At 64.6% G+C, this 19,654-nt stretch carries 17 protein-coding genes and 2 tRNA genes; 7 read left to right on the top strand and 12 right to left on the bottom strand.

Annotated elements, in window-relative coordinates; all coding sequences use genetic code 11:
• Window positions 1-23: 23 nt before the first annotated feature.
• Together BMX17_RS26105 and BMX17_RS12045 are read right to left on the bottom strand one after the other, a co-directional pair.
• Window positions 24-128 (bottom strand) — tRNA-OTHER (locus BMX17_RS26105).
• A gap of 67 nt (window positions 129-195) precedes the next feature.
• Complete coding sequence (locus BMX17_RS12045; RefSeq protein WP_092660350.1) at window positions 196-1,500, bottom strand: 5'-deoxyadenosine deaminase; 1,305 nt, start codon at window positions 1,498-1,500, stop codon at window positions 196-198.
• Window positions 1,501-1,575: 75 nt separating this feature from the next.
• Between BMX17_RS12045 and BMX17_RS12040 the strand changes: the two genes are divergently transcribed.
• Window positions 1,576-2,253, top strand: a complete 678-nt coding sequence (locus tag BMX17_RS12040) for an SOS response-associated peptidase (RefSeq protein WP_092660348.1) — start codon at window positions 1,576-1,578, stop codon at window positions 2,251-2,253.
• Window positions 2,254-2,311: 58 nt separating this feature from the next.
• On the opposite strand, the gene BMX17_RS12035 is transcribed toward BMX17_RS12040, so the two are convergent.
• The 4 genes from BMX17_RS12035 to sdhC are packed head-to-tail and all read right to left on the bottom strand — an operon-like array spanning window position 2,312 to window position 5,825.
• On the bottom strand, window positions 2,312-4,141 hold the full coding sequence (locus BMX17_RS12035; RefSeq protein ID WP_092660346.1) for an FAD-binding protein: 1,830 nt from the start codon (window positions 4,139-4,141) through the stop codon (window positions 2,312-2,314).
• A 31-nt stretch (window positions 4,142-4,172) separates the two neighbouring features.
• A complete protein-coding gene (locus tag BMX17_RS12030) occupies window positions 4,173-5,066 on the bottom strand; it encodes a succinate dehydrogenase/fumarate reductase iron-sulfur subunit (RefSeq protein ID WP_092660344.1) in 894 nt (297 codons plus the stop codon).
• Window positions 5,063-5,431 carry a succinate dehydrogenase hydrophobic membrane anchor subunit gene (locus BMX17_RS12025; RefSeq protein WP_092660342.1) on the bottom strand — a complete coding sequence of 123 codons (369 nt, stop codon included), beginning with the start codon at window positions 5,429-5,431 and terminating at the stop codon, window positions 5,063-5,065. The genes BMX17_RS12030 and BMX17_RS12025 overlap by 4 nt, the downstream gene beginning before the upstream one ends.
• A 1-nt stretch (window position 5,432) precedes the next feature.
• Window positions 5,433-5,825: a succinate dehydrogenase, cytochrome b556 subunit gene (gene sdhC, locus BMX17_RS12020; RefSeq protein WP_092660340.1), complete on the bottom strand. Its 393-nt coding sequence runs from the start codon at window positions 5,823-5,825 to the stop codon at window positions 5,433-5,435.
• Window positions 5,826-6,106: 281 nt separating this feature from the next.
• Here sdhC and BMX17_RS12015 point away from each other — a divergent pair, with 281 nt between their 5' ends.
• Window positions 6,107-6,709 (top strand): DUF6517 family protein, encoded by a 603-nt coding sequence (locus tag BMX17_RS12015; protein WP_244515001.1) that lies wholly within the window; start codon window positions 6,107-6,109, stop codon window positions 6,707-6,709.
• Between the two features lie 24 nt (window positions 6,710-6,733).
• Here the strand turns inward: BMX17_RS12015 and BMX17_RS12010 are convergent, their stop codons facing one another.
• Window positions 6,734-7,744, bottom strand: coding sequence for a succinylglutamate desuccinylase/aspartoacylase family protein (locus BMX17_RS12010; RefSeq protein WP_092660336.1), 1,011 nt, complete (start codon window positions 7,742-7,744; stop codon window positions 6,734-6,736).
• A gap of 111 nt (window positions 7,745-7,855) precedes the next feature.
• Between BMX17_RS12010 and BMX17_RS12005 the strand changes: the two genes are divergently transcribed.
• The gene (locus BMX17_RS12005) at window positions 7,856-9,211 is read left to right on the top strand and encodes a RimK family alpha-L-glutamate ligase (protein WP_092660334.1); all 1,356 of its coding nucleotides are present in this window, start codon (window positions 7,856-7,858) and stop codon (window positions 9,209-9,211) included.
• A 130-nt stretch (window positions 9,212-9,341) separates the two neighbouring features.
• Window positions 9,342-9,758 carry a universal stress protein gene (locus tag BMX17_RS12000; RefSeq protein WP_092660332.1) on the top strand — a complete coding sequence of 139 codons (417 nt, stop codon included), beginning with the start codon at window positions 9,342-9,344 and terminating at the stop codon, window positions 9,756-9,758.
• Here BMX17_RS12000 and BMX17_RS11995 read toward each other — a convergent pair.
• From BMX17_RS11995 to BMX17_RS11975, 5 genes are all read right to left on the bottom strand, one after another.
• Entirely contained in the window at window positions 9,755-10,366 is a 612-nt protein-coding gene (locus BMX17_RS11995; protein WP_092660330.1) for a DNA-3-methyladenine glycosylase family protein, read from the bottom strand. The two genes, BMX17_RS12000 and BMX17_RS11995, sit on opposite strands and share 4 nt — an antisense overlap.
• Window positions 10,367-10,402: 36 nt before the next feature.
• Window positions 10,403-11,005, bottom strand: a complete 603-nt coding sequence (gene cysE, locus BMX17_RS11990) for a serine O-acetyltransferase (RefSeq protein WP_092660328.1) — start codon at window positions 11,003-11,005, stop codon at window positions 10,403-10,405.
• 231 nt (window positions 11,006-11,236) lie between these two features.
• Complete coding sequence (locus tag BMX17_RS11985; protein WP_092660326.1) at window positions 11,237-12,391, bottom strand: acyl-CoA dehydrogenase family protein; 1,155 nt, start codon at window positions 12,389-12,391, stop codon at window positions 11,237-11,239.
• A 93-nt stretch (window positions 12,392-12,484) separates the two neighbouring features.
• Window positions 12,485-13,639 (bottom strand): acyl-CoA dehydrogenase family protein, encoded by a 1,155-nt coding sequence (locus tag BMX17_RS11980; protein WP_092660325.1) that lies wholly within the window; start codon window positions 13,637-13,639, stop codon window positions 12,485-12,487.
• Window positions 13,640-13,790: 151 nt separating this feature from the next.
• Window positions 13,791-14,945 carry an acyl-CoA dehydrogenase family protein gene (locus BMX17_RS11975; protein ID WP_092660323.1) on the bottom strand — a complete coding sequence of 385 codons (1,155 nt, stop codon included), beginning with the start codon at window positions 14,943-14,945 and terminating at the stop codon, window positions 13,791-13,793.
• Between the two features lie 189 nt (window positions 14,946-15,134).
• On the opposite strand from BMX17_RS11975, the gene BMX17_RS11970 reads away from it, so the two are divergent.
• From BMX17_RS11970 to BMX17_RS11960, 3 genes are all read left to right on the top strand, one after another.
• On the top strand, window positions 15,135-17,138 hold the full coding sequence (locus BMX17_RS11970; RefSeq protein WP_092660321.1) for a 3-hydroxyacyl-CoA dehydrogenase/enoyl-CoA hydratase family protein: 2,004 nt from the start codon (window positions 15,135-15,137) through the stop codon (window positions 17,136-17,138).
• Window positions 17,139-17,322: 184 nt separating this feature from the next.
• Window positions 17,323-17,434 (top strand) — tRNA-Glu (locus tag BMX17_RS11965).
• A 209-nt stretch (window positions 17,435-17,643) separates the two neighbouring features.
• Window positions 17,644-19,626, top strand: a complete 1,983-nt coding sequence (locus BMX17_RS11960; protein WP_092660319.1) for an AMP-dependent synthetase/ligase — start codon at window positions 17,644-17,646, stop codon at window positions 19,624-19,626.
• The last annotated feature ends 28 nt before the right edge of the window (window positions 19,627-19,654 follow it).

Raw genomic sequence — 19,654 nt, 5'->3', positions numbered from 1 at the left:
TCGCGGGAGAAGTTCGGGTGAAGCGGAAGGGGCGGGATTTGAACCACGCGAAGCCCATTGCGGGGTGACCGACAGCTGGATTTCTGGCATGTCCAACCATCGGCGCTCTACCACTGAGCCACCCTTCCAGGCGCTGATTAATTGGTTTCCGAACGGTATGAACCCTACGGTGCCCCCGAAATCGGCCGGGTGTTCTCACTCGCCGACCGAGCCATCGATCTCGTACTCGCGGGCCCGCTCCCGGACCGCCGCCGCGTCGACGCCGACGTGCTCGCCGTCGTCGTACAGCACGTTTCCGTCGACCATCGTGAACGCCACGTCGTCGCCGTGTGCCGAGTAGACCAGATGCGAGAACACGTCGTGGATCGGAACCGTCCGCATCCGGTCGGTCCGGAGGCCGATCACGTCGGCCCGCCATCCTTCGCGGAGGCGGCCGACGCGGTCGAAGCCGGCCGCGTTCGCGCCGTTTTCGGTCGCCATCTCGAACACCGTCCGGGCGGGGAGGGTCGTGGGGTCGAGTTCGTCCACCTTCCCCAGCAGGCTGGCCTGACGCATCTCCGTGAAGGGGTCAAGCGTGTTGTTACAGGGTGGGCCGTCGTTGCCCAGTGCGACGGTGATCCCGCGGTCGAGGTAGTCCGCGACCGGCGCGACCCCGGAGGCGAGTTTCATGTTCGCCGACGGGCAGTGAGTGACGTGGGTCCCGGTCTCGGCCAGGATTTCGCGTTCGCGCTCGTCGGTCCAGACGCAGTGTGCCAGCACCACGTCTTCGCCGGTTAGCCCCACTTCGTGGAGCCACTCGACGTTTCGCATCCCCCTTTCCCGTTCGATCTGTTCGGTCTCGCTTCGGTTCTCGCTGGCGTGGGTGTGGAGCCGGACCCTCTCGTGTGCGTCGGCCAGTTCGCGCGCTCCCCGGAGGCAGGCTTCGGTACAACTGATCGCGAACCGCGGCGTGACGGCGTACTGGATGCGCCCGCCGCAGGTGTCGTGGTACCGCTCGATCAGTCGCTCGCTCTCGTCCAGTGCGTCCTCGGCGGACTCGGACAGCCCAGCCGGTGCATCCCGGTCCATCAGTACCTTCCCCATCCGGGCGCGGATGCCCAGGTCGGCGGCCGCCTCGAAGGCTCGGTCGGCGTGGTGAACCGACAGGTGGTCGACCACGGTCGTCGTCCCGGACTCGATGGCCTCCAGGTAGCCCAACTCGGCCGCGAGTTCCATGCCCTCGGCGTCCAGTGCCGCCTCCATCGGGAGGACGTGGTCGGTGAGCCACTCCAGCAAGGACGTGTCGTCGGCGATCCCGCGGCCGAGCGACTGGACGGAGTGGACGTGCCCGCCCACGAGTCCCGGCGCGAGGATGTCGAACTCCCGGCGCTCGTGGTCGGGGTACCGCTCCCGGAGGTCGGCGGCCGACCCTACGGCCGCGATCCGGTCGCCCTCGACGACGACCGCGCCGTCCGCCACGACCGTCTCGGCGTCCGCGACGACCGTCCCCGACAGTAGCATCTTACGTACAGATTCGCCTGTCCAGGGCAAAAACCTCCCGACAGATCCAACCGCTTGCCGGCCCACGGTCGATTCATGTGTGGCCGCACCTCCCTGTTCGCGCCGGCGGCTGACCTCCGCGACCGCTTCGACGCGGCCGTCCCCGAGGACTACCGACCGCGGTACAACATCGCGCCCTCCGAACCCGTCGAAGTCGTGACGAACGAGAAACTTGACCGCATCGACCGCGCTCGCTGGGGCCTCCTGCCGGAGTGGGCCGACGCCGACGACGCGGGGTTCATCAACGCCCGCTCGGAGACGGCCGCCGAGAAACCGGCCTTCCGGGACGCCTGGGAATCGCGGCCCTGTCTCGTCCTCTCCTCGGGCTTCTACGACTGGAAACCGGTCGAGCGTGGCCCGAAACAGCCCTATCGGTTCCACCGGGAGGACAACGTGGCCTTCGCGATGGCCGGCCTCTGGGAGCGCCGCGAGACCGATACCGGACCGCTGGACACCGTGACCGTCCTCACCACCGAACCGAACGACGTGGTCGAGCCGATCCACCACCGGATGCCCGTCATCCTGCCCCGCGAGGAGGAAGCGACCTGGCTGACTGCCGGGCCCGACGAGCGCGAGTCACTGTGTCGCCCGTATCCCGGCGACGACCTCGACGCGTATCCCATCTCGACGGCGGTCAACGACCCCAGCAACGACTCGCCGTCGATCGTCGAACCCGCCGAGTCCGAACAGTCGGGACTGGGCGAGTTCGTCTGAACCATCCACGTTTTTCACGGGGAGTGCGCAGAGCCCACTCTCGTGTAAAAAGTGGGGGCTAGTAAGAGCGTTCTTTCGGCTCGTAGGTCTTGTCCTCGCCTTCGAGGACGACGGGCTTGTAGTAGAGCTTGGGGTTGCCGTCGTTCCAGGCGAGCATCGTGTGCTTGATCCACTCGTCGTCCTTGCGCTCCTGGTGCTCCTTCCGCCAGTGGGCACCGCGGAACTCCTCGCGAGCGAGCGCGCCGAGGGTGATAGCCTCGGCCACGTCGATGACGTTGCGGGTCTCGATGGTGTGGATCAGGTCGGTGTTGAACGTGCGCGAGGGGTCACGGACGTACACGTCCTGGTAGCGCTCGCGGGCGACGCGGATGTCCTCGAGGGCCTCCTTGAGGTTGCCCTCCTCCCGGAACACGTTGACGTTCTCGGTCATCGTCTCCTGGACGTCGGCCCGGACCTCGGCGTGGTTGACGCCGTCGTCCTTTTCGAGCAGGTCCGTGACGCGCTGCTCTTCGGCACTGACGTGGTGGTCGATGACCTCCGACGGTTCGACGAGTGCGCCGTCCGCGGCCACGTCCTCGTCGCCCACGCCGACGGCACCGGGCGAGACCGGCGTGTCGACGTCTTCTTCCTCGCTCATGGCGGATGGGCCCGTGTCGATCTGGGCTTCGCCAAGGTCGCGGCCGCCGGCGTGGTAGCCGGCGCGGGCGCCGAAGACGAGCAGTTCCGGCAGGGCGTTGCCGCCCAGGCGGTTCGCGCCGTGCATACTGACACAGGCACACTCCCCGGCCGCGTAGAGGCCGTTGATACAGGTCTCGCCGTTCTCGTCGACCTCGATGCCGCCCATCGCGTAGTGCTGGCCGGGCTTGACCGGCATCGGCTCTTCGAGGCCGTCGACGCCCTCGAAGTCCTCGGCCAGGTGCAGGATGTTCTCCAGTCGGTCGAGGATGCGCTCTTCACCGAGGTGGCGCATATCGAGGTGGACGTACTCGTCGTCGATCCCGCGGCCCTCGTTGACCTCCGTGAGCTCCGCGCGGGCGACCACGTCACGGGAGGCCAGTTCGCCCTCGTTGTTGGCGTAGCCGTACTCGAACATCAGGCGCTCGCCCTCGTCGTTGTAGAGGATACCACCCTCGCCACGGACACCCTCCGAGATGAGGACGCCCGTCGAGGGGAGCGTGGTCGGGTGGAACTGGATCATCTCCATGTCCTCGACCGGGACGCCGGCCCGATACGCCATCGCCGGGCCGTCGCCGGTGTTGGCCACCGCGTTGGTGGTGTGGTCGAAGGCCTGCCCGAGACCGCCGGTCGCCAGAATCACACCGCCGTCGGCCTTGAAGCCGGCGATCTCGCCGGTCTTGATGTCGTAGGCGACACAGCCGTGACAGACCCGGTCCTCGGGGTCGTCGTGATCCGTGACCGCCAGCCGGCTCACGTACCACTCGTCGTAGACCTCGATGCCTCGCTTGACCACCTGCTCGTACATCGTGTGGAGCATATGGTGGCCGGTTTCTGCACCCGCGTAGGTCGTCCGGGGGAAGGACAGACCCCCGAAGGGGCGCTGGGAGACGCGGCCGTCGTCCTCGCGGGAGAACGGCATCCCCCAGTGTTCGAGGTTGATGACCTCGTCGGGGGCGTTCTTCGCGAAGGTTTCGATGGCCGGCGCGTCACCGAGGAAGTCCGACCCCTTCATCGTGTCGTAGGCGTGGTCTTCCCAGGAGTCGGCGTCCCGGAGCGCGGCGTTGATGCCGCCCTCCGCCGCGCCCGTGTGACTCCGGACGGGGTGGAGCTTCGTCACGATGGCCACGTCGGCACCTTCCTCGTGAGCCGCGATCGCCGCGCGCAATCCGGCTCCGCCGCCGCCGATGACCAGAACGTCGTGTTCGTACATAGTTTTTAAATGCCGTTGTGTTCGCTAGGGATTACCAGAACTTCAAGTTGTTCTTCACCGCTTCACGCTTCAGCTCCTGGATGTGATCGGTCAGCGGGATGTCTTTCGGACACACCTCGGTACAGGAGAACTGGGTCTGACAGCGCCAGACGCCGTGTTCCTGTTCGATGATGTTGAGCCGCTGTTGCTTGCGGTTCTCGCCTTCCCGTTCGTCCATCGCGAACCGGTAGGCCTTGTTGATGGCCGCCGGGCCGAGATACTCGTTGTCGCCCGCCGCGATGTTACAGGAAGACATACACGCGCCACACCAGATACAGCGCGTGGACATCTTGATCTTCTCGCGGTTCTCCCGGTCCTGGCGCTGTTCTTCGAGGTCGCCGTCCGGGAGTTCGTCGGCGTCGAAGAACGGTTCGACCGCCTCCATCTGGTCGTAGAAGTGCTCCATATCCACGACCAGATCCTTGACGACCTCCGCGTGTGGCAGCGGTTCGATCCGGATGGTCGAGTTCAGGTGATCTTCGAGGTCCGCGATCTGGGTCTTACAGCCCAGCCGCTGGGTCCCGTTGACGAACAGCGCGTCCGAGCCACAGATCGCCTGCCGGCAGGAGTGCCGGAAGGTGAGCGACGAGTCGTAGTGGTCCCGCGCGTAGATCAGCGCGTCCAGCACCGTCATCCCCTTGAAGAAGGGGACGTGGAAGGTGTCGAAGCGGGGTTCTTCCTTGCCGGCGACCTCGGGGTCGAAACGGAAGACCTTGATCTCGACGGTCTCCTCGGCGTCGTCGATCTCCTCGCGTGCTTCCTCTTCGAGGTCCCGCTGGGCCGCACGCTGCCGTTTCTGTTCCATTCGGCGGGTCTGGTGGGGCGACTCCGCCGGTTCGGTCTCTGCCTCGGTCTCGGTCTCTTGTTCTTTGACTTCAGTGCTCATGCAATGATCCCTGCCATGTAGAGTGCGGTCCGGACGCCCTGGGCGATCAACACGCCGCTCGCGACGACCAGAACCCACTTGACGACCTGCTTTCGCGTGCCGGTGAGGCCCTGGTTGATCAGGGCGTTGTAGACGCCGTTGACGCCGTGGAAGGTCGCGGTCACGAGGAACGCGATCATCGTGCCGAAGTAGCCGACCTGTTGCATCCGGGCTTGGGTCCCCAGGAATGTAACTTCGGCGGCGTGGTTGACGAAGTGCAACAGCATGAAGTGGAACGCGAGGACGCCGATCAGGAACACGGCGGTGATCCGCTGGAGGAACCACCGCGTCCCCTTGTACTCGAAGGAGGAGTAGTGTTCGGCCATGTTAGAACGCCCCCGCGAGGAAGGTCGGCACGCTCGCGACGACGATGGCCGCCGAGACGACGAGCGATGCGTAGAAACTCTTGTCCTGTGCCTCCAGTCCGACGCCGAGGTCGACGAACAGCAAGCGGACGCCGTTGAGGATGTGGAACACGGCGACCGCGAGCAGGCCGACCTCGAGGACGCGGACGACGGCGAGCGATTCCAACCCACGGATCGTCTGCGTGTACATCGTCCCACTCTGGGTCGCAGTGCTCAACACCGCGATGTGTGTGAATAAGTACCCGATCAGCACCCAGCCGGAGAACTTGTGGAAGATCCAGGCCCACATGCCGGCCGAGAACTCCTTCCACCGGCCGAAGTCCTCGATGGTGCCCCGGTCGTACGACTGACTCATAACGTTCGTGGGCAGGTACTGGGGGTGTATAGTAGTTTCTACCTCGCTTCCGGATCCCACTTTTCAGCCCCCGACGGCCCGCTCACGTTCGGTTCCAACTGTCCGGTTCGACGACGTGTTCGGTCCCGTTCGTCCACCTCTCCCCGGATGCGACCGTGACGCTCCCACAAACCACAGGCGACTCTCCCGGCCGAAACGTATATTGGTGGCGCTCATCTCCATAAACTGACTGGTACACCATGCGCAGGCGAATATTGGCAGCAGTGGCCGTCGCGGGACTGATGACCTTGGCGGGGTGTGGCTTCCTCCTCGGAACGGAGGCGCTCTCCTTTACCGCCTCGAAAGCGACCGTCTCCGACGCCTCACTCGAAGACACCGGCTACGAAGAGACCAACGTCACCGACAAGAACGCGTCACGGGAGTTCTCCGCCGCGGGCCAGACACGCGAAGTCGTCGTGACCAACTGGCTCGCACAGTACGAACGACAGGTCGGGCTGGAACCGGTCGGCGAACAGCGTGCCGCGGTGTTCGTCGCCTTCTCTAGCCCGCAGATCGAGATCGCCGGGCAGACGCTCAATCCGCTCTCGGAGATGTCGGAGAAAGACATTCTCACCCGATTCAACACCGGCTACGAGGGTATCTCCGTCGGCAACCAGACCGGCAATCGGAACGTCTCGGTGCTGGGCTCCGAGCGTTCGATCTCACAGTTCGACGGCACCGCGACGCTGGCCGGACAGGAAGTCGACGTGGTCATCCACGCCGGCAAGTTCAAACACGGGAGCGACTACATCGGTGTCGTCGCCATCTATCCCGAGCGGGTCGACAGCGAGGAAGACCGCGTCGTGACGCTACTGAACGGACTCGAACACGAGACCGGAAGCTGATCGCGCTCGACGCCACCACGCCTCCTACTCCGCGTTGGGTTGTTCCTGTTCGACTGCCCGGAGCGTGTCGGCGTCGAGGCGGACGAGGTGACAGAGCGGGTTCCCCGGGTACACCAGGGGATTTTCCAGGACGCCGACGATGACGCCGTCGAACGGGGCACGCACGGTATCGGATTCGGCCTTGAATGGGTTCGTGATCGTGCAGATGCGGTCGCCTTCGTGGACCAGCGCGCCCTGTGTGTGGTGCATCTCGACGACGCCGCCGGCGTTGGCGCGAAGCCACGTCTTCTCGTCCTGATCGCGGACGATGGTCCGCCAGCCGGGCCAGCGGACGGCGTCGATCGGGCGGAGGCCGTACTCGGCGAGGACGCTCACCACACCGTCGAGCGCGCAGTCGATCAGGTCACGCTGGAAGCGGTGGGCTTCGCCCATCTCGACGGTGATCGTCGGCACGCCAGCGTCGGTCGCCTCCCGGCGGAGCGACCCGCCAGGCCCCTGACTGGAGATGATGACGTGCGATGCGAATGCCTTGGCGAGACGGCCGACCTGCGGGTCGTCGGTGTCGGCACGGACGTGGAGCATATTGGTGCGACCCCGGGTGGAGGTGTGGAAGTCGATCCCGAGGTCGCAGGGTTCGACGAACTCCGAGAATATCCGGGCGGCCATCCGGCGGGCGCTGGTGCTGTCTTCCGCGCCCGGAAAGGAGCGGTTGAGATCGCGGTCGTAGATCGGCAGGTAGCGCTCCTGAGCCATGAATCCCGGGACGTTCAGGACGGGCAGACAGACGAGCGTGCCTTCGAGGCCCTCGTGACTCCACTCCTGGGCCACTTCGCGGACCACCTCGATCCCGTTGAGCTCGTCACCGTGGACGGCCGCGCTGAGGAAGACGGTCGGGCCCGGCTTCTCGCCGTTGATGATCGTCACCGGGATGCGGATCGGGTCACCGAGATACGTCTCGCTGACCGGGTAGCGGATGTCGTCTGTCTCGCCGGGCTCGACCCGGCCGCCGCTGTACGTGAAGACCCCCTCGGCCATAGCCTCCTGTGAGGCGGGCAGGTACAAAAACCGTTCACACGGTTCGAGTCCGGAAACTCGCCGCGCCCAACCGATCAGCACACATACGGTCGGCCAGGTGTACCCTCAAGCATGACCGACGCGACGGACCCCACCATCGGCGTCCTCAGCCTCCACACCAGCAAGGAGTCGAAGGCGATTTGTAACGCCGTTTCAGCGCTGGGCTACGAGGCCGAGTGGCTCCGTGCCGAGAACACCGCGATCGACGTTCGCGAGGGCCGTGCGGTCCTCGAACCGGACGCCGACGTGATCGTCAACCGCCTCCTGCTCTCGAAACAGGAACAGCCCGCGGAGGGGCTCGGCCTGGCGGCTACCATCGCCAACCTGCGGCCGATGCTCAACCCACCCGGACCGACGCTGACCGCGACCTACAAGTTCGCCACAGCCACCGCGCTCGCCGAGGCCGGCGTCCCGGTTCCCGACGCCCTGCTGGCGCTGTCGAACGACCGACTCGACGCCGACCGGGAACGCTTCGGCGACACCGCCGTCTACAAGACCGCCATCGGCACCCACGGCGGCGGGGCCTGGAAGGTCGACGCCGGCAACACCGTCAACGCACAGGTCGGCCCGCGACAGGCGTTCCTCCAGGAGTTTCTCAAAACGGACGACCGCCACAGCGACCTCCGGGTCTACGTCGTCGACGACGAGGTAATCGCCGCGATGTCCCGTACCGCCCAGGGCGAGGAGTGGCGGGCCAACGTCGCGCTGGGCGGTAAAACTGCCGACGTGACCGACGAGTTGCCCGCCGAGGTCGGCGAGATCGCACGGCGGGCCACCGAGGCTGTCGGTCTCGACTACGCCGGCGTCGACGTGATCGAGGGCGCGGACGGCTGGTACGTGCTGGAGGTCAACCCCACCGCCGGGTTCAAGGGGCTGTTCGGCGCGACCGGGATCAGCCCCGCGCCCTACATCGCCAGACTCGCCATCGAACGAGCGGGCGGGAGCGTCGACGACGAGGCCGCCGCGGACCTGGCGACGACGCTGGACGACTCCCGGCCGGACTGTATGCCCGAACCCGAGACCACCGACTCGACCGATCCGGTCGTGATCGGCTACACCGAGGAAGTCGTCGTCCGGGGCACCCGCGGGGCCGAGACCGTCTACGCGAAATCCGACACGGGCGCGACCCGGACCAGTATCGACGCGTCGCTGGCCGCCGACATCGGGACCGGCCCGATCAAGGACATCGTGAAGATCCGGTCGGGGAGCGTCAAGGAGGGTCGCTCGCGACCCGTCGTCGACCTCGTGGTCGGTATCGGTGGCAGCCAGCACACCGTCACCGCCAGCGTCGAAGATCGGGGGCACATGGATTACCCCCTCCTGCTCGGTCGGGACATCCTCGAACACTACCACGTCGACGTGACGCGCCGCGCCGACCGTTCCGCGACCGAGGTCGACACCGAAGAAGAGGAAGACACCGAAGAGTGACTCGGTAAGTCGTTCCTACCGACCAGCGACTCGGAGACGAGCGCGCCAGTCCGGGGCGGATCGTGCCGGAGTCCGACCGCCGCTCGGACAGCCACTTTCTAACTATGCCGATGGCGGCCCCAGGGCCGATATGTACGACACGATTCTGGTCCCTATCGACGGGAGCGACGGGGCAAACCGGGCCATCGAACACGGCCTCGAACTCGCCGAGCGGTTCGACGCGACGCTGTACTCGATCTTCGTCGTCGACACACGCCTGTACGGGGAACCCGGACTGAGCAGCACGGAACTGGTGATCGACGAAATCGAGGACACCGGCCACGGCTACCTCAAGACCCTGACCGAACGCGCCGAGAACGAGGGAGTCGAGGCCGAGACGCGGAACTGTCACGGCGTGCCACACCGTCAGATCATCGACTACGCCGACGAGATCGATGCCGACGCCATCGTGATGGGCTTTCAGGGCAAGACCCACTCGGAGGGGAACATCGGGAGCGTCGTCGAGCGCGTGCTCCGGGACGCCAGCCGCCCCGTCTTCGCGGTCTAGTCCTCGCCGACGACTTCCGCCACGCTCTCGGCGATGTCCTCCTCGACGCGCCACAGGTAGAGGCTCGCGTAGCTCCGGTAGGGTCGCCAGCGCTCGGCTTCTTCGACCATCTCGGCCCGCGTCAGATCGGCGTCGAAGAGGGTGTCCATCCCCTTGCGGACCCCGAGGTCGCCGACGGGGAACACGTCCGCACGGGCCAGTGAGAACAGCAGTTGCATATTCGCGGTCCACGTCCCGACGCCGGTCACGTCGGTCAACTCGGCCCGTACCGCGTCGTCGTCCATCCCCTCGAAGTGGGCCTTGCTCCAGCCCCGCTGCTCGAAGGCCCAAGCGACGTTGTTGACGTAGCGGGTCTTCTGTCGGGAGAGGCCGGCGTCCTGAAGCACGTCGTCGTCGGCCTCGCGGATGCCACCGGGCGTCACCTCGACGGCGTCGAACAGTCGCTCTCGGGTGGCGGCGGCCGAGGCCATCGACACCTGCTGGCGGAGAATCGAGGTGACGAACCGCTGGAAGAAGTCCGCGGCCGGCTCGATCGTCAGCCGACCGTGGGCCTCGATCACCGGCCCGAGATACGCGTCGGTCGCCAGCTCCTCGTGTGGACCTGTCACGTCTCAATCTCGGGGCGGACGGCAAAATGCGTTCCGTCAGCAGTCGGCCAGCCAGTGGGGCTCGGACCCGGCCGTCGTCGGGTTCGTCGCTTCCTCGGACGGACCGGCCCGCGCCGTGATCTCCGCGGGGACGCCTTTCGCCGTCGCGCCCGGCGGAATCGACTCGGTGACGACGGAGCCGGCACCGACGGTCGCACCCTCGCCGATCGCGATGTCGCCCAGCAGTGTGGCCTTCGCGCCCAGCGTCGCACAGTCCTCGACCGTCGGGTGGCGTTTCGACTGGCGCATGGAGTTTCCGCCCAGCGTCACGCCGTGGTACATGAGCACGTCGTCACCGATATCGGCGGTCTCGCCGATTACGACCCCGTGGCCGTGGTCGATGAACAGCCGGCGGCCGATGGTCGCGGCCGGGTGGATCTCCACGCCGGTGAGAAACCGGGCGATCTCCGAGAGCGCGCGGGCGGCCAGCTGGTGGTCGCCGGTCCAGAGGAAGTGAGCGATGCGATAGAGCCAGACGGCGTGGAGGCCCGGATACAGCAGGGCGACCTCCAGCGCGCTCTTTGCCGCGGGGTCTTTCGCCAGTGCGGTGCGGACGTCTTCCGTGACGTGTTTCCTGATGTTGTCGAGTCGGTCGAACATTGTGTTGGGTGATGTGAGGTGGGGACTGTCGGTGCGTCCAGCGGGTCGAGAAGGAAGTCAGCACCGGCAACAGCCCTGCCGGTCGGCGAGGCTGGTCGGGAGCGAGGCTGTCGCACGCGAACGCTGGACGCGCATGATATAGCTAACTCGTCGTCGCCGTCGTATAAATGCTGTCCGGAACGGACGCGGGCGAGGCCGTACCGACTCAGGCTACGGGCCGCTCCCAGGGGCCTACATCCCCTTGCCGAGCAGTTCGCGGGCGATGATGTTCTTCTGGATCTCGGTGGTGCCCTCGTAGATCTGCATGATCTTGGCGTCACGGTAGAACCGTTCGGCGTCGAAGTCGTCGACGTAGCCGGCCCCGCCGTGGATCTGGACGGCCTCGTTGGCCACGTCGACGGCGACCCGGGAGGCGTATTCCTTGGCCATCGACGCCAGCGTGGTCAGTTGTTCGTCCGCGTTGTCGACGCTCCAGGCCGACTTCAGGGTCAGGCCCCGCGCGGCCTCCGTGTCGGTGAACATCTCGGCGAGTTTGTGCTGGATGGCCTGGAACTCCGAGATGGGCTGGCCGAACTGCTCGCGCTCCTGTGCGTAGTCACGGGCACGCTCGGCGGCCCCCTTCGCGACCCCGACGGCCTGGGCCGCGACCTGGGTCCGAGTCTCGTCGAAAAACTGCATCTGCTGTAAAAAGCCCATGCCCTCGGTGCCCACCAGATTCTCCTCGGGCACGCGCACGTCGTCGAGGATCAGCTCTGCGGTGTCGGAGGCACGAATCCCCAACTTGCCAGTGATCTTGTCGCTCTCGAAGCCGTCCCGATCCGATTCGACGATGATCTGTGAGAAGCCGTTGTAGCGGCCCTCCGCGTCGGGGTCAGTCCGGCACAGGACCACGAAATAGTCCCCGACCGAGCCGTTGGTGATCCACATCTTGTTGCCGTTGATGACCCACTCGTCGCCGTCCTTCTCGGCGCGCGTGGAGATCGAGGACACGTCCGAGCCGGTGTCGGGTTCGGAGATCGCCGACCCCATGATCGCCTCGCCCTTGGCCAGCGGCGGGAGGTACGCCTCTTTCTGCTCCTCGGTGCCAAAGCCGACGATGGCCTCGCTCCCGAAGGCCGTCCCGAGAATCGCACCGGCACAGCCCGGGTCGATCGAATACAGTTCTTCGATGATGATCGCGACTTCCAGCGCGTCGTAGCCGGCACCACCGTACTCGACGGGGATCTGCGCTCCTGTCAGCCCCATCTCCGCCCCCTTCTCGATCAACTCGTGGGGCGTCTTCTCTTTCTCGTCGTACTCGCTGGCGACCGGCTCGATCTCGTTCTCGCCAAAGCGGCGAACCTCCTCCCGGATCTGTTGCAGTTCGTCTGAAAGCTCGAAGTCCATTGGCGTATCGCTAGCACTGTAGTTACCAGTGAACAATAAAACCGTGGTGCGTTTAACAGCGTTAAGAAAACACTCGGATCGGTGACCGTCGGTTTACGACATCCCCTTGCCGAGCAGTTCGCGACCGATGATGTTCTTCTGGATTTCGGTGGTGCCCTCGTAGATCTGGAGGATCTTGGCGTCGCGGTAGAACCGTTCGACGTCGAAGTCGTCGACGTAGCCGGCCCCGCCGTGGATCTGAACGGCCTCGTTGGCCACGTCGACGGCGACCCGGGAGGCGTACTCCTTGGCCATCGACGCCAGCTTCGTGATCTGTTCGTCCTGATCGACCGACCACGCGGCCTTGTAGGTCAAGTTGCGCGCGGCCTCGATGTCGGTGAACATCTCGGCGAGTTTGTGCTGGATGGCCTGGAACTCCGAGATGGGCTGGCCGAACTGCTCGCGTTCCTGGGCGTACTCCAGCGCGCGCTCGGCGGCACCGCGGGCCAGCCCGACACCCTGCGCGGCGACGCCGGTCCGCGTGTCGTCGAAGAACTGCATCTGCTGGAGGAATCCCATCCCGGGCGTGCCGACGAGGTTCTCCTCGGGCACACGCACGTCGTCGAGGATCAGTTCCGCGGTGTCGGAGGCACGAATCCCCAACTTGCCGGTGATCTTGTCGGCCTCGAAGCCGTCCCGATCCGATTCGACGATGATCTGGGAGAAGCCGTTGTAGCGGCCCTCGGCCTCGGGGTCGGTCTGACAGAGGACGACGAAGTAGTCCCCGACCGAGCCGTTGGTGATCCACATCTTGTTGCCGTTGATGACCCACTCGTCGCCGTCCTTCTCGGCCTCCGTCGAGATGGAGGACACGTCCGAGCCCGCGTGGGGCTCCGAAATCGCGGCACCCATGACGGCTTCGCCCGTCCCGATGGGTTCGAGGTACTCCTCTTTCTGGTCTTCCGTCCCGAACTCCATGATTGCGTCGGCACCGAACGACGCCGACTGGAGACAGAGCGCGATCCCGGGGTCGATGGCGAACATCTCTTCAGAGATGATCGCCGCTTCGAGCATCGAGTAGCCGGCACCGCCGTACTCGACGGGAATCTGGGCACCCATCAGCCCCATCTCGGCGGCCTTGTCCATGACCTCCTGTGGGTATTTCTCCTCGCGGTCGTACTCGTTCGCGACCGGTTTGATCTCGTTCTCACCGAACCGCTGGATTTCGTCCCGGATCTGGTCGATCTCGCTGGGAAGCTCGAAGTCCATACACTCCCGAATAGGGTTGCTGTATTAATACTCCTTTGCAACCGCTTACCACGGGCTGGTAATTTTTCCGAAATACGAGCGTAGAAAAATGAGTGGGCAGTGACATGATCACGTCCCGGTCACGGCCCGAACCGTTGCGAACTCGTGGGGCTTACGACAGGCCCTTGCCGAGGAGCTCGCGGGCGATGACGTTCTTCTGAATCTCGGTGGTGCCCTCGTAGATCTGGGTGATCTTGGAGTCGCGGTAGAACCGCTCGACGGGGAAGTCGTCGACGTAGCCGGAGCCGCCGTGGATCTGGACGGCCTCGTTGGCCACGTCGACGGCGACGCGGGAGCCGTACTCCTTGGCCATGGAGGCGAGTTTCGTGATCTGCTCGCCCTGATCGACCGACCAGGCGGCCTTGTAGGTCAGGTTGCGGGCGGCTTCGATGTCAGTGTAGGCCTCTGCGAGTTTGTGCTGGATGGCCTGGAACTCGGAGATGGGCTGGCCGAACTGCTCGCGCTCCTGAGCGTACTCCAGAGCGGCGTCGGCCGCACCCTTCGCGATTCCGACGCCCTGTGCGGCGACGCCGACGCGGGTCGCGTCGAAGAACTGCATCTGCTGGAGGAAGCCCATGCCCTCGGTCCCGACGAGGTTCTCCTGGGGGACGCGCACGTCGTCGAAGATCAGTTCCGCAGTGTCGCTGGCGCGGATGCCGAGCTTACCCTTGATCTTGTCGGCCTGGAAGCCGTCCCGATCCGATTCGACGATGATCTGGGAGAAGCCGTTGTAGCGGCCGTCCGCGTCGGGGTCGGTCTGACAGAGGACGACGAAGAAGTCGCCGACCGTCCCGTTCGAGATCCACATCTTGTTGCCGTTGATGACGAACTCGTCGCCGTCCTTCTCGGCGCGAGTCGAAATCGAGGACACGTCGGAGCCGGCGTGGGGCTCTGAGATGGCTGCACCGGAGATCTTCTCGCCTTTCGCGACCGGTTCGAGGAACTCCTCTTTTTGCTCTTCGGTCCCGAACTCCTGGATGGCCTCCGTCCCGAACGAGGACGCGACGATACAGAAGCCGATGCCGGGGTCGATGGCGAACAGTTCCTCACAGATGATCGAGGTTTCGAGAACGTTGTAGCCGGCACCACCGTACTCGACGGGGATGGAGGCACCGAGCAGACCCATCTCGTTGGCCTTGTCCATGACCTCGTGGGGGTACTTCTCCTCACGGTCGTACTCGTTCGCTACCGGCTCGATTTCGTTCTCGCCGAACCGTTGAATTTCCTTCCGAATCTGGTCGATTCCCTCTGGTAGTTCAAAATCCATACGCCACCGTGGGAACTTATGGAACATAATTGTTTGTGATCGGTAGACAACTCGTCAAGCGTTGTTAGTTCCTGCTCGAAATAGGGTAACGATGTTTCCGCCGAGAGTAAACGATAGACGGACTGTAATCCGTTTCTGCGGCCAAAGAAAAACACTGAAAGGGGCTGGCGGAGAGTGTTCCAATGACTCATGCAACTCGAAGATATCGAAACCATCGCGGTGCTGGGTGCTGGTAACATGGGCCACGGCATCGCCGAGGTCGCCGCACTCGCGGGGTACGACGTGCGGCTGCGCGACATCAAAGAAGAGTTCGTCCAGAGCGGCTACGAGGACATCGAGTGGAGCCTCAACAAGATGGCCGAGAAGGACACGATCACCCAGGAGGAGGCCGACGCGGCGCTCGAGTCGGTCACACCGCTGGTCGACATGGCGGAAGCCGTCGGCGACGCGGACGTGATCATCGAGGCCGTCCCCGAGCAGATGGAGATCAAGGAGGACGTCTACGAGGAGGTCGAGGAGTCCGCGCCCGACCACGCCATCTTCGCGACCAACACCTCGTCGCTCTCGATCACCGACCTCTCGGAAGTTTCGGAGCGGCCCGAGCAGTTCTGCGGGATGCACTTTTTCAACCCGCCGATCCGGATGCAGCTCGTCGAGGTCATCAACGGCGAACACACGTCCGAGGAGACCATCGAGGTCGTCGAGGATCTGGCCGAGGACTTCGGCAAGACCCCCGTTCGCGTCCGAAAGGACTCGCCCGGTTTCATCGTCAACCGTATCCTCGTGCCCCTGATGAACGAGGCCTGCTGGATGCTCAGCGAGGACGTGGCCACCGTCGAGGAGATCGACTCCACGACCAAGTACCACATGGGCCTGCCGATGGGGACGTTCGAGCTGGCCGACATGACCGGCATCGACATCTCCTACCACGTGCTGGACTACATGAACGACGTGCTCGGTGACGAGTACGAGCCGGCCCCGATCATGGAGGAGAAAGTCGAGGCCGAGGAACTCGGCCAGAAGACCGGCAAGGGCTTCTACGACTACGAGGACGGCGACGGTGCCGACGTGCCCACCGACGAGTACAACGAGGAGGTCGAGGAACGGCTGAACGCCGCCCTCGCCAAGGAGATCGCCAACCTCGTCGGCGGCGACGTGGCCCCGCCCGAGGCCATCGACGAGGCCGTCATGATGGGCGCGGGCTTCCCCGAGGGCCCGACCAAGACCATCGACGAGTACGGCGTCGAGAAGTGCCTGAACAAGCTCGAAGACCTCTACGAGGAGACCGGTGCGGCCCGCTACGAACCGCCGGAGTACCTCGCCGAAGCCGCCGAACAGGGCGGGTTCAACGACGGTGCCGGTGACGCGGAAGACACCGGTCCCGACTTCGAGGTCATCGCCATCGAGCGTATCGACGTGGACGTGCCGGAGGGCCACGACGAGAAGCAGGTCGGCCACATCAAGATCGACCGTCCCCACCGGATGAACACGATCAGTCTCGACGTGCTGGAGGAACTCGACCAGGCCCGCGAGATCTTCGAGGACGACGAGCAGGTTCGGGCCATCCTCATCACCGGCGAGGGCGACAAGGCGTTCTCGGCCGGGGCCGACGTGCAGTCCATGGCCACCAGCGCCGATCCGCTCTCGGCACAGGAACTCTCCAGTCAGGGCCAGTCCACCTTCGGTGGGCTGGAGGCGAGTCCGCTCCCGGTCGTCGCCGGCATCGACGGGTTCTGTCTCGGCGGCGGGATGGAGCTCTCGATGTGTACCGACATCCGGATCGCCTCCGAACGCTCCGAGTTCGGCCAGCCCGAACTCGACCTCGGTTTGCTGCCCGGCTGGGGCGGCACCCAGCGCCTCGCCAACGTCATCGGCGAGGGCCCCGCCAAGGAGATCATCCTCACCGCCGAACGCTACGACGCCGAGGAGATGGAAGACTTCGGCTTCCTGCGCGACGTGGTCTCGAAGGACGACCTGTTCGACGAGGCCCTGGAGCTGGCCGAACAGCTCGCCCAGGGTCCGCCAGTCGCCCAGAAGATGACCAAACGCGCCATGCTGAAGGGCCGCGACGACACCGAAGCCGGACTCGAAGTCGAGTCCCAGGCCTTCGGGCACCTCATCGGCACGGACGACGTCATGGAAGGCATGACGGCGTTCATGGGCGACGGTGAGCCCGACTTCGAGGGGCAGTAACGCAGTTCGGAACCGCCGCGACTTTTTTCGACGCGCTGTCGAGGCCGCTCCCGTTCACCGCCAGCAGCCGTCGGACTCTCGACTGGGTAGTCGCCCAACCGCGACCGCCTGCCCTCTGTGAGTGATCCCCACTGCGCTTCCGAAAAGCAGGGTTTATTAGTGAACCCCTCTCAGCTATGAATGCGCACCGTTGGTGTAGTCCGGCCAATCATCTTGGCCTTTCGGCAAGCTTGCGGCGACGATGCCCGCATCTTGGAAGACAGCCGAGGACCAGGGTTCAAATCCCTGACGGTGCACTCCTTTGGTGACGGTCGACTCGTGAGCGGCATCTTTGTTGCATTCCTCACATTCGGTTCGACAGTGGTATCACGGTCACGAGTAGGATCGGTTACATTCCCCAGTTGAACCCCAATCGTCCGCGAGGCGGGCGCACACGCGTCCGCGCCCGTTTCAACTATCATGAACGACCCGGGCATATTTAACGACTGACGCGATACCACAAGGCATGGCCCCACCTGATGTCGAAGCGATCCGAGAAACGGAACGGGAGCACACCGACGAGGTGATCGAGGAGAATACGATCCCCGAGATGTTCGAGGACGCGGTCGAACGGTACGGTGACAACGAGGCCCAACTGTACAAGGGCGGTATCTATCCGCGGTCGCTGACATCTGACATCATCGACGAGCCCGAACCGGGCGAGTACACGGCGCTCACCTACGAGGAGATGCGTGAACTCGTCCGTCGACTGGCTGCGGGCTTTCGCGAACTCGGCGTCGAGAAAGACGACCGGGTCGGGATCATGTCGGATCCACGCATGGAGTGGGCACTGTCCGACTTCGGACTGCTGGCCTCGGGGGGGACGGTCACGACTGTCTACACCGAATCGTCGCCCAAACAGATCAAGTACCTGCTCAACAACCCCGGCGCGACCGGGGTTGTCGTCGAGAACGAGTATCTGCTCGACCGTATCGTGAAGGTGCAGGACGAACTCAGTCTGGAGTTCGTCGTCGTCATCGACGAGCTGGAGAAGTACGAGGACGTCGACCAGATCCACACGCTGTCGGAGGTGTACGAACTCGGCGACGAGCGGTTCGACGAAGACGAGTACTGGTCGTGGCTCGAAACACAGGATATGCACGATCTGGCGAGTCTCATCTACACCTCCGGGACGACCGGCAAACCGAAGGGCGTGAAGCTCACGCATCACAACTTCCGGGCGAACATCAACCAGCTTCGGAAGCGGACCGGGCCCCGACCCGACAAGGACGACGACGTACCCGCGGTCAACGAAGGCCGGACGACGATCTCGTTTCTGCCGCTGGCACACGTCTTCGAGCGCACGACGGGCCATTTCCTGATGTTCGCCTGTGGAGTGACCGTCGGGTACGCCGAGAGCACGGACACGGTCAGCGAGGACATCCAGAAGATCAAACCGCAGGGCGGATCGAGTGTCCCCCGCGTCTACGAACGTATCTTCGACGAGATGCGGGAGCAGGCCAGCGGCTCGGACACGAAAGAGCGCATCTTCGAGTGGGCCGTCGGCGTGGCCCGGAACTACAGTCAGGCGGACGATCCCGGCCTGGGGCTGAAGCTCAAACGCTCGATCGCAAACCAGCTCGTGTTCAAACAGGTCAAAGAGGAACTCGGCGGAAACATCGACTTCTTCGTCAGCGGTGGCGGGAGCCTGAGCGAGGACCTCGCGGACCTGTTCAAGGGGATGGGCATCCCCATCTTCGAGGGGTACGGGCTGACCGAAGCGGCCCCGGTCGTCACGGTGAATCTCCCGGAGAACCTCGAAACCGGGACACTCGGCCCGCCACTGCCCGACGTCGACATCAGGGTCGACGAGTCACAGGTCGCCGACGACCAGTTCGAGGACGCCGAAGGCGAAGTCGGCGAACTGCTGATCAAGGGCCCGAACGTCACCGAAGGCTACTGGGAGATGCCGGAAAAGACAGAGGAGGCCTTTACCGCCGACGGCTGGTTCAAGACCGGCGACATCGTCGAGCGCGTCGAGGACGACTATCTCATCTACCACGACCGGCTGAAGAACCTGATCGTGCTGGACACGGGGAAAAACGTCGCCCCGGAACCCATCGAAGACGAGTTCTCGACCTCCTCGCGGGTCGAGCAGATCATGATCATGGGCGACGACGAGAAGTTCGTGTCTGCCTTGATCGTCCCGAACTTCGACGCCATCAGGCGGTGGGCGTCGAACCGAAACATCGACCTGCCGACCTCCAAAGAGGAGATCTGTGAGGACGAGCGCGTCCAAGAGTGGGTCAACGAGGACGTTCAGCTCGTCAACCGAAACCTCGAGAAACACGAGACGATCAAGCAGTTCGAGCTCGCCCACCTCGAGTGGACGCCGGAAAACGATATGCTCACCCCGTCGCTGAAGAAGAAGCGTCGCAACATCAAATCCGAGTTCGAGGAGAAAGTGACGAGGATCTACGAGGGCGAACCGGCGACGGCGGACGATTAGGGACACGACCGCAGGGAGTGTCCCCGCT

This window comes from Halorientalis persicus (assembly GCF_900110215.1).
Taxonomy (GTDB): Archaea; Halobacteriota; Halobacteria; order Halobacteriales; family Haloarculaceae; genus Halorientalis; species Halorientalis persica.
Note: the sequence above shows the minus strand (reverse complement) of the source record. Positions and strands in the feature narration are given on the sequence as shown.

Bases quoted from the DNA above. Each gene is read 5' to 3' on its own strand.
- BMX17_RS11960 (WP_092660319.1), top strand. From the start codon at position 17,644: ATGGCCCCACCTGATGTCGAAGCGATCCGAGAAACGGAACGGGAGCAC.
- BMX17_RS11975 (WP_092660323.1), bottom strand. From the start codon at position 14,945: ATGGATTTTGAACTACCAGAGGGAATCGACCAGATTCGGAAGGAAATT.
- BMX17_RS12030 (WP_092660344.1), bottom strand. From the start codon at position 5,066: ATGAGCACTGAAGTCAAAGAACAAGAGACCGAGACCGAGGCAGAGACC.
- BMX17_RS12000 (WP_092660332.1), top strand. From the start codon at position 9,342: ATGTACGACACGATTCTGGTCCCTATCGACGGGAGCGACGGGGCAAAC.
- BMX17_RS11980 (WP_092660325.1), bottom strand. From the start codon at position 13,639: ATGGACTTCGAGCTTCCCAGCGAGATCGACCAGATCCGGGACGAAATC.
- sdhC (WP_092660340.1), bottom strand. From the start codon at position 5,825: ATGAGTCAGTCGTACGACCGGGGCACCATCGAGGACTTCGGCCGGTGG.
- BMX17_RS11970 (WP_092660321.1), top strand. From the start codon at position 15,135: ATGCAACTCGAAGATATCGAAACCATCGCGGTGCTGGGTGCTGGTAAC.
- BMX17_RS12045 (WP_092660350.1), bottom strand. From the start codon at position 1,500: ATGCTACTGTCGGGGACGGTCGTCGCGGACGCCGAGACGGTCGTGGCG.
- BMX17_RS11985 (WP_092660326.1), bottom strand. From the start codon at position 12,391: ATGGACTTCGAGCTTTCAGACGAACTGCAACAGATCCGGGAGGAGGTT.
- BMX17_RS12005 (WP_092660334.1), top strand. From the start codon at position 7,856: ATGACCGACGCGACGGACCCCACCATCGGCGTCCTCAGCCTCCACACC.
- BMX17_RS12025 (WP_092660342.1), bottom strand. From the start codon at position 5,431: ATGGCCGAACACTACTCCTCCTTCGAGTACAAGGGGACGCGGTGGTTC.
- BMX17_RS12010 (WP_092660336.1), bottom strand. From the start codon at position 7,744: ATGGCCGAGGGGGTCTTCACGTACAGCGGCGGCCGGGTCGAGCCCGGC.
- BMX17_RS12015 (WP_244515001.1), top strand. From the start codon at position 6,107: ATGACCTTGGCGGGGTGTGGCTTCCTCCTCGGAACGGAGGCGCTCTCC.
- cysE (WP_092660328.1), bottom strand. From the start codon at position 11,005: ATGTTCGACCGACTCGACAACATCAGGAAACACGTCACGGAAGACGTC.
- BMX17_RS12035 (WP_092660346.1), bottom strand. From the start codon at position 4,141: ATGTACGAACACGACGTTCTGGTCATCGGCGGCGGCGGAGCCGGATTG.
- BMX17_RS12040 (WP_092660348.1), top strand. From the start codon at position 1,576: ATGTGTGGCCGCACCTCCCTGTTCGCGCCGGCGGCTGACCTCCGCGAC.